We start from the raw sequence: 8695 nt of genomic DNA on the forward strand, positions 1-8695 counted from the left end.
AAACTATCATACACTTAAACAAGAACTTTTTGCTACACAGAAAGCCTATTATCACACACTGTTCACACTCTATACACTCAGCGAAATGAAGGATAACTAATGAGAAAACAACTTATACTCTTAACACTATGTACACTTATAATAAATGCTGAGAACATAACACTTACAGCAGAACAAGAAGCCAATTGGCAGATCAAGGTTGGAACGCCTCAAAGTTCAGAAAAACTTCCTTTGGGTGAATTTGTTACTACTGTGGTTACACCACCAACATTGTTACATACCATTTCTCTTCCCTTTGAAGCCAATGTTAAAAAGTTATATGTTGCAAACTATCAATTTGTTACAAAAGGTCAAGTTCTAGCTGGTGTAACAGGTACAGAATGGATATCGACACAACAAAAGGCCATTTCTGACGCGATAGAATTTAAACATCATAAACATCTTGCAGAACGAAAGAATATGCTCTGTAAAGAAGAGATCATACCTCAAAAAGAGTGTGTTGCTGCCAACGCAGAGCTTGAAGCAGACAAGATAAAAGTCTCTGCCTCTAAAGCACTTCTTAAAAGTTATGGTGCCAGTGATGAAATGATCTCTAATCTATTTAAAGATTTAAAACTATCACAAACAATACAATTAAGAAGTACGGTAGAAGGTCGTATAGTTGAACTTCATGCAACACCTGGTAGGAGTACCAGTCCTACTGATGCACTCTTTATTATTCAGGAAAATGGTCCACTTTGGCTGGAAAGTGCTATAGAAGCTACAAGAATACAGAATCTCTATGAAGGTCAAAAAGTGCAGATAGAACTTGGTAATAATACTTTTGATACTACTATACTACAACTCTCTCCAATGATCAATCCTGAGAACCAAACAAGACATGTACGTTTCTTGGTGCCTACAGATATCAATATATTTTCAGGATTACGTAGCAGTGCGAAGATCACCATTTTTCAAAGAAGTCTTAAGATCATAAAAAACGCTGTAATCAAAGATGGCGACACACAAATAGTATTTGTAAAAAACAAAGAAGGATTCACTTCTGTTCCAGTAGAAATACTTTCTGAAGATGACATATATTATTTTGTCAAACCATCTTCTATGTTAGGAAATAAAATAGCAGTAAGTTCTCTGGCAGTACTAAAAAATATGTTAGGAAGTGATGATGAATAAGTTAATAGGTTTTGCCCTTGCCCAAAGGCTTTTTTTCTCTTTGCTGGCTCTGGTAATTCTAGGTTTTGGTATCAAAGCCTATAATGAGCTACCTATTGATGCATTCCCTGATATCTCCCCCACTCAGGTAAAGATCATAATCAAATCTAGCGGAATGACTCCCGCTGAAATAGAATCACGCATCACTGTTCCAATAGAGATGAAGATGGTTGGTATACCGTATGAAACGATGCTGCGATCTACTTCAAAATATGGGCTATGTGATATTACCATTGACTTTGAAGATGGTACGGATATCTACTGGGCAAGACAACAGGTAAGTGAAAGACTGTTAGATATCAAGGATCAATTGCCTGCCAATATGGAAGGTGGTCTTGCACCTATTTCTACGCCTTTAAGTGATATTCTGATGTTTACTATCGAGTCAGATACCCTATCACTTGAAGAGAAACGAAGTCTATTGGACTGGATCATCTCACCAAAAATACGTGCGGTAAGTGGCGTAGCAGAGGTTAACCCTCTCGGTGGTAAAGTAAAGACCTATGAGGTGGTACCTGATCTTAATAAAATGAGAACGATGGGTGTAACACTGTCACATATTTTCCAGTCACTACAATCAAACAATCAAAATGATGGTGCCGGACGTGTTTCACAAGGAGTAGAAAGTATCCTGGTACGTAGTGTGGGACGACTCAAAAGTTTAGAAGATATCGCAACATTGCCTGTAGGGAAAAGAGCAGATAAAGTCATCACGATTGGTGATATAGCTACCGTTAAGTATGGATACATTACCCGTGCAGGATTTGTAAGTAAAAATGGTCAAGGTGAAGCAGTACAAGGTTTGGTTCTTGGACTTAAAGGTTCAAACACAGCAGTGGTACTTGATGAAGTTAAAGAGGAACTTAGAAAACTTGAGGGTATGCTGCCAGGTGATACGAAGATAGATATATTTTATGATCGTTCACACCTAGTTAATCTTGCTACAGACACTGTCAAAAATGCACTCTATGAAGCAGTGATACTCATTATGGTCATATTACTTCTCATGTTGGGTAACCTTGCATCTGCACTGAGTGTTGCACTTATTCTTCCTTTTGCATTGCTCATGAGTTTTATCGCTATGCAATACTTTGGATTGACTGCGAATCTTATGAGTTTGGGTGGACTCGCTATAGCTATAGGGATACTAGTAGATTCAGCGGTAGTTGTTGTTGAACACATTACTGCTGAATTAGGAAACCCTAAACACAAACGACAAAATAAACTGCATATCATCTATGAAGCAACGATTGATATGGCGCCTTCTATCATTACAGGTGTACTTATTATTATTATTGTTTTCATGCCACTTCTTACCCTTGAAGGACTTGAAGGTAAACTCTTTAGACCTGTGGCACTGAGTATCATTTTTGCCCTCTTCTCTTCGCTGATATTGGCATTAACACTCATCCCTGTTCTCAGTTCATTTATATTGAGTAAAAGACCGGATAAAGAGTCTGCTCTTATTAAACTGCTTACCAAGTGCTATAGACCTGTTCTACTCTTTTCTTTGAGCCATATTAAGGGTACAGTGATGGCCGTAGTCATCCTTTTTGGCGGATCTCTTTATCTGGCTGCAAAAACAGGAAAATCTTTTATGCCTACGATGGATGAAGGAAGTATTATTATAGGTGTAGAAATGCTGCCTTCTATCTCACTCAAGGAGAGTTTGGAGCTCAACTTGAAACTACAGAAAAAACTTTTGGCTTCTGTACCTGAGATCAAAGATATTATCGCACGGACAGGAAGTGATGAACTCGGTCTTGATCCTATGAGTTTGAATGATACAGATACCTTTTTGGTACTTCATGACAAAGAAACATGGAGAGAAACCTCCAAAGAATTCGTCATCGAAGAGATCAGAAAAGTTCTTGATGAATTTGTAGGTATTGAATTTGGATTTACCCAACCTATTGAGATGAGAGTATCTGAAATGCTTACAGGTGTTAGAGGAGACCTCGCAATTGATATTTTCGGAAGTGACAATGACCAATTGGAGTTACTGGCGGTTAAAATTAAAAGTATACTTGAAGGTATCACAGGGAGCAGTGATGTCTATAAGAAAGCCAATGAAGGTGTGGAGTATTTTGAACTGAAGTTTGATAAGAAAGCAATGGCATATCATGGTATCAGTCAACAAGAACTGAATGATTTTCTTAAGGTGATGGTAACTGGTGTACAAGCAGGAATCATCCAAGAAGGTATGCGCCGTATCGATCTGATGGTCAAAGGTGATGAGAGCCTCCAAAACTCTTTAGATAAAGTAGAAAAACTTTACTATCCGTTGGAAAATGGTAATGCTGTGCCTCTGAGTAATTTTGTAAAGTTTATATCCAATGCCGGACCAGTACAAATTGAGCATGAACACGGATATAGAAAGACGATCGTGCAGACGAATGTAGAAGGTCGTGACCTTGTAAGTTTTGTTGAAGAAGCTAAAGAAAAGATCGCAAAAGAAGTTAAACTTCCAGCAGGCTACTATTTGACTTTTGGTGGGGAGTTTGAAAATCAGCAGAGAGCTGCTGCAAGATTGGCGATTATTGTACCATTATCTCTCTTTTTGGTCTTTATACTTCTTTTTGTCTCTTTTGGATCTTTAACACAGGCAACAATGGTACTCATCAATGTACCGTTGGCCTTGATCGGTGGATTTATAGGGCTTTACGTGAGTGGAGAGTATATGTCTGTACCGGCATCGGTAGGATTCATCGCACTACTTGGTATAGCCGTTCTTAATGGTGTAGTTCTGGTGAACTACTTTAACTATCTTATTCAAAATGGTAGTACACTTAAAGATGCTGTTATAAATGGCTCCATCAAGAGACTCAGGCCTGTACTTATGACTGCAACCATTGCGGCATTTGGTCTTCTTCCTCTGCTTTTTGCAACAGGACCAGGATCTGAGATACAAAGACCTCTGGCGATCGTTGTGATCAATGGTCTTATATCCTCGACACTGCTTACATTGATCATACTTCCAATACTTTATTTGAAGTTTTCAAAGAGTGTTGATAATGAGGCAATAAAATAACATAGAGAGAACCAGAGCTTATCTCTGGTCTTTTCTACCAATCAATGCCTTTTACCGGGAACTCTTCTCTCTCCTCAGGGTTCTCTTTTTTGCACCCCTCAGGTTTGGATTCACAGTATTTATTGTATGCTATTTTAGCAACTATCAGTAAGAGAACAAAAATGATAAATAGGATTAATGGCTTTTTCATGTTATTACTATAGCTAAATTGTTTTAGAGTTATCTATCTAATTGATGAGTTATGATGCAAAAAGTTCACTTCTAGACTCATTATAATTAGATGAAATTTGTTTAGTGATAAAGAGAACATATTAAGATATTTGGGAGTATAATATCCCCATGAAAAACCTCAAAAATGCACTACTCCTTAAACAACTTTATCAACTGAAACAGCTAGGTTATAAGTATACCTCTGTCACACCATGCAAAGAAGAAGAACAGGACTTTACACTTCCTAATACACTTGAGTCTTTAAGAAAGCAGGCAATGGAATGTCATCTGTGTGAGCTTAGTAAAAGTCGACATAAAGTAGTGTTTGGTGAGGGCAACCCCGGTGCTGATATACTTTTCATTGGTGAGGCACCTGGTACAACGGAAGACAGTGCAGGGAAACCTTTTGTAGGCCGTTCAGGAGAACTTCTCACGAAGATGATAGAAAATGTATTACATATTTCCAGAGATGATGTCTATATCACCAATATTGTGAAATGTCGTCCTCCACACAATGACATACCTACTCCAGTTCAAGCACATACCTGTCAACCTTATTTGCTTAAGCAGATAGAGCTTATCCAACCGAAGCTCATCGTAACACTGGGAGCAACTGCGTATCATTATCTTACGGGTGATGATACAGAGATAAGCAAAGTGAGAGGTACTATACATAAACAAAATGATTATACGATCATACCTACTTATCATCCGAGTTATTTGCTTAGGAATCCAAGTGCTAAAAAAGAAGTGTTTGATGATCTCTTGAAAGTAAAAGAGTTAATGGGGAAATGATCAGCGATCTTCCCCAATTAAATTGGGGAATGATGAAAAGAAGTTCTTAAGCTTCTCTTGCCATTGTCTCGATCTGCTTAACAATAGACGGATCTTCAAGTGTTGATATATCTTGAGTGATATCTTCATGTTTTGCGATAGAGCGTAAAATTCTTCTCATGATCTTACCTGAACGTGTTTTAGGTAATCCCGGTACTTCAATGATATGATCGGCTTTAGCAATATTTCCGATCTCAGATGCGAGTAATTCATTGATATGATTTTTAATATCTGCATTGATATGTCCATCTTTCAGTACGATATAGATGAAAATGGATTCACCTTTAATGTCATGTGGACGCCCTACAACAGCTACTTCAGCTACAGAGTCATCTTTGTTTACTGCTGCTTCGATCTCAGCAGTTCCCATACGGTGACCAGACACATTGATAACATCATCTACCCGGCCCGTGATAGTAATATATCCATCTTCATCAAGTACAGCGCCATCACCAGAGAAATAGACTGGCTTGCCGTCTTTTACAGCATCACCAAAATATGCTTTCACATAACGTTCGGGATCACCCCAAATATTTCTGATCATACTTGGCCATGGCTTTGTGATACAAAGCATTCCAGTCTCACCTACCTCTTTAACTTCACCATCTGGATCAATAATCTCAGCGATGATACCTGGAAGTGCAAATGTTGCACATCCAGCTTTAATAGGTGTTGCTCCAGGCAGTGGAGAGATCATATGTCCACCTGTTTCTGTTTGCCACCATGTATCGACTATGGCACAGTTAGAGTTACCTACTGTTTCATAGTACCACTGCCATGCCGGTGGATCAATAGGCTCTCCAACCGTTCCCAATACCTTCAGTGATGAAAGGTCATATTTTTCAGGCTCATGGTCCCCCATTTTATGCAGTACACGGATCGCTGTGGGTGCAGTATAAAACTGAGTGATCTTATGGTCTTGTACCATTTTCCATGCACGCCCTGCATCAGGATAAGTTGGCACACCTTCAAACATAAGTGTTGTTGTACCCGCGGCAAGTGGCCCGTAAACAATGTATGTATGCCCTGTGATCCAGCCTATATCTGCTGTACACCAGTAAACATCATCACCTTTTACATCAAATACCCATTCCATTGTCATCTGAGCCCAAAGGATATATCCTGCACTTGCATGCTGCACACCTTTTGGTTTTCCTGTACTACCACTTGTATAAAGTAAGAAGAGAGGATCTTCACTGTCCATAAGTTCAAAAGGACATTCTGCATGTTGAGAAGTGATCAGTTCATTATAGTTATGGTCTCTACCTTCTACCCATTCTATCTCTTCATGATTTCTCTTTACAACAAGTACTGCTTCGATGCTGTCACCACCTTGAGCAAGTGCATCATCAACCACTTGTTTAAGCATATATGGCTTACCTTTTCTGTAAGCTCCATCTGCTGTAATAACTATTTTAGCTTCAGCATCTTCTATACGGTCTTTAAGTGCTTCAGCAGAGAACCCTCCAAATACAATAGAGTGAATTGCACCGATACGAGCACAGGCAAGCATTGCATAGGCTGCTTCAGGTATCATAGGCATATAGAGTACAACTCTATCACCTTTGTTTACACCAAATTCATGTCTAAGTAAATTGGCCATTTTATTAACATGTAGGGAGAGCTGAGCATAAGTAATGTGTTCTACATCACCTCTATCACCTTCGAACAAAATAGCCGTTTTATGTGCCTTGTCTGCAAGGTGTCTGTCGATACATTGATTGGAAACATTAAGCTTACCGTTGGTAAACCACTCATAAAATGGTGCATTACTCTCATCAACTACTTTATCATAAGGAGCTAACCAATCGATCTTCTCATCGGCAAACTCTTTCCAAAAGCCTTCATAGTCTTCTAAGGCTTTGTTTTGTAATGCCCAGTATTCATCCATATTTTTAATTGCAGCATTGGCAGCGAATTCTGGATTTGGGTTAAAAGTTTCTTTTATCATTAACAATCCTTTCATATGTGTATGTAGTCATTCTAACATAGAATTGGTGACAATGGAAAATTGTAAAAGAAAGAAGTTTTAAATAGGAGTATTTACTCCTATTTGTTACGTGTGGTAATAATTTTGTTTAAACGATCTCTATTTTCTCAACAACATCAAGACCAAAACCTGCAAGACCAACAAATTCAGTCTCTTTATTTGTAGTTAAAAGATTAATGTTTTTAATACCGAGATCTTTAAGTATCTGGGCCCCTACACCAAACTCTTTAGCTTGTTCATGAGATATGACCTTTGTGTCAAGAAAGATCAGTGTTCCTCCATTTATTTTCAAGTAGTCTATAGAATTGTTAAGTGCATTAAAACGTTTGTCATCAAGTACAAGCCCTATGTCTGTACCGATATTATGAAATTTAACATTTGCTGTTTCGTGTGTCTTGTAAAACTGTATCACTGTATGCGTTCTATCGAGGTGATCTGTGTAAGTGATCTTCTCAACTTTTATACCTCTTAGTTCAGTCTCTTCTTCTTTTACACGCTTTATAAGCTTCTCATTAGCTAAACGGTACTCAACGATATCTGAAATGTAAACGATTGCCATATCATGCTTTTTCGAAAAAACCTCAAGATCATCCATGCGTGCCATTTTTCCATCATCTTTGATGATCTCACAAATAACAGCAGCCGGAGCAAGTCCCGCAAGTTTACAAAGATCTACAGAACCTTCTGTATGCCCTGTTCTAACCAATACCCCACCATCTTTAGCTATGAGTGGAAAGATATGCCCTGGACGAACAAAGTCTTCACTAACCGTTTGCGGACTTGCAAGTTTAGAGATACAATCATCTCTCTCAGCCGAAGATATACCGGTTTCAGCATTGGTAGAGTCTATAGAAACAGTAAAAGCTGTCTCATGATTGGAAACATTATTGCTAACCATTGGCATAAGATCAAGTTTGGATGCTATCTCTTTTGTAATAGGAGTACAGATAAGCCCTCTGGCTTCTTTCGCCATGAAGTTTACCAGATCAGGAGTAGAAAATGTAGCTGCATAAACAAGGTCACCCTCATTTTCACGATCTTCATCATCCATCATGATAACCATTTTCCCTCTTTTTACCTCTTCTATAGCTTTTTCAACTCTTTTTATTGCTTCACTCGACATCAACATCTCCCAAATTTTTATACTATACATATATTGTTTAAATAGTATTATACCTATTCGTACTTCACCTAAGAAACTTTTTGAAATATTTTTTTAAAACCTCTTGACATGTGAACAATATGGTGCTATAATGCCGTCCACATAAGCAGTAAGCTTGTGAAGATTGGGGTATCGCCAAGCGGTAAGGCACTAGTTTTTGGTACTGGTATTCGGGGGTTCGAATCCCTCTACCCCATCCATAAGATTTAATCTTGGTTTAATTAAATCAAGATACAATCTCACTCCAAATTAAATC

Annotated in this window: 6 protein-coding genes and 1 tRNA gene; 4 read left to right on the top strand and 3 right to left on the bottom strand. The window is 38.3% G+C overall.

All coding sequences use genetic code 11. The features are described 5' to 3' along the window. The first annotated feature begins 99 nt into the window (after positions 1 to 99). Entirely contained in the window at positions 100 to 1173 is a 1074-nt protein-coding gene (locus ABYK33_RS11195; protein ID WP_373033297.1) for an efflux RND transporter periplasmic adaptor subunit, read from the top strand. Then, positions 1166 to 4243, top strand: coding sequence for an efflux RND transporter permease subunit (locus ABYK33_RS11200; protein WP_373033298.1), 3078 nt, complete (start codon positions 1166 to 1168; stop codon positions 4241 to 4243). Before ABYK33_RS11195 ends, ABYK33_RS11200 begins: the two co-directional genes overlap by 8 nt. Before the next feature lie 34 nt (positions 4244 to 4277). On the opposite strand, the gene ABYK33_RS11205 is transcribed toward ABYK33_RS11200, so the two are convergent. Then, on the bottom strand, positions 4278 to 4433 hold the full coding sequence (locus tag ABYK33_RS11205) for a hypothetical protein (RefSeq protein ID WP_373033299.1): 156 nt from the start codon (positions 4431 to 4433) through the stop codon (positions 4278 to 4280). Positions 4434 to 4582: 149 nt separating this feature from the next. Here ABYK33_RS11205 and ABYK33_RS11210 point away from each other — a divergent pair, with 149 nt between their 5' ends. Then, the gene (locus ABYK33_RS11210) at positions 4583 to 5248 is read left to right on the top strand and encodes a uracil-DNA glycosylase (RefSeq protein ID WP_373033300.1); all 666 of its coding nucleotides are present in this window, start codon (positions 4583 to 4585) and stop codon (positions 5246 to 5248) included. Positions 5249 to 5294: 46 nt separating this feature from the next. Here ABYK33_RS11210 and acs read toward each other — a convergent pair whose 3' ends face one another. After that, positions 5295 to 7238 (bottom strand): acetate--CoA ligase, encoded by a 1944-nt coding sequence (gene acs, locus ABYK33_RS11215; RefSeq protein ID WP_373033301.1) that lies wholly within the window; start codon positions 7236 to 7238, stop codon positions 5295 to 5297. Between the two features lie 127 nt (positions 7239 to 7365). After that, positions 7366 to 8400 carry a bifunctional 3,4-dihydroxy-2-butanone 4-phosphate synthase/GTP cyclohydrolase II gene (locus ABYK33_RS11220; RefSeq protein WP_373033303.1) on the bottom strand — a complete coding sequence of 345 codons (1035 nt, stop codon included), beginning with the start codon at positions 8398 to 8400 and terminating at the stop codon, positions 7366 to 7368. A 164-nt stretch (positions 8401 to 8564) separates the two neighbouring features. Between ABYK33_RS11220 and ABYK33_RS11225 the strand changes: the two genes are divergently transcribed. Next, positions 8565 to 8639, top strand: a tRNA-Gln gene (locus ABYK33_RS11225). Positions 8640 to 8695 lie beyond the last annotated feature (56 nt).

Origin of the sequence: Sulfurovum sp. (assembly GCF_041562805.1) — a bacterium.
GTDB lineage: Bacteria > Campylobacterota > Campylobacteria > Campylobacterales > Sulfurovaceae > Sulfurovum.

Coding starts and splice junctions, on each gene's coding strand:
- ABYK33_RS11195 (WP_373033297.1), top strand. CDS start 100: ATGAGAAAACAACTTATACTCTTAACACTATGTACACTTATAATAAAT.
- ABYK33_RS11200 (WP_373033298.1), top strand. CDS start 1,166: ATGAATAAGTTAATAGGTTTTGCCCTTGCCCAAAGGCTTTTTTTCTCT.
- ABYK33_RS11205 (WP_373033299.1), bottom strand. CDS start 4,433: ATGAAAAAGCCATTAATCCTATTTATCATTTTTGTTCTCTTACTGATA.
- ABYK33_RS11210 (WP_373033300.1), top strand. CDS start 4,583: ATGAAAAACCTCAAAAATGCACTACTCCTTAAACAACTTTATCAACTG.
- acs (WP_373033301.1), bottom strand. CDS start 7,238: ATGATAAAAGAAACTTTTAACCCAAATCCAGAATTCGCTGCCAATGCT.
- ABYK33_RS11220 (WP_373033303.1), bottom strand. CDS start 8,400: ATGTCGAGTGAAGCAATAAAAAGAGTTGAAAAAGCTATAGAAGAGGTA.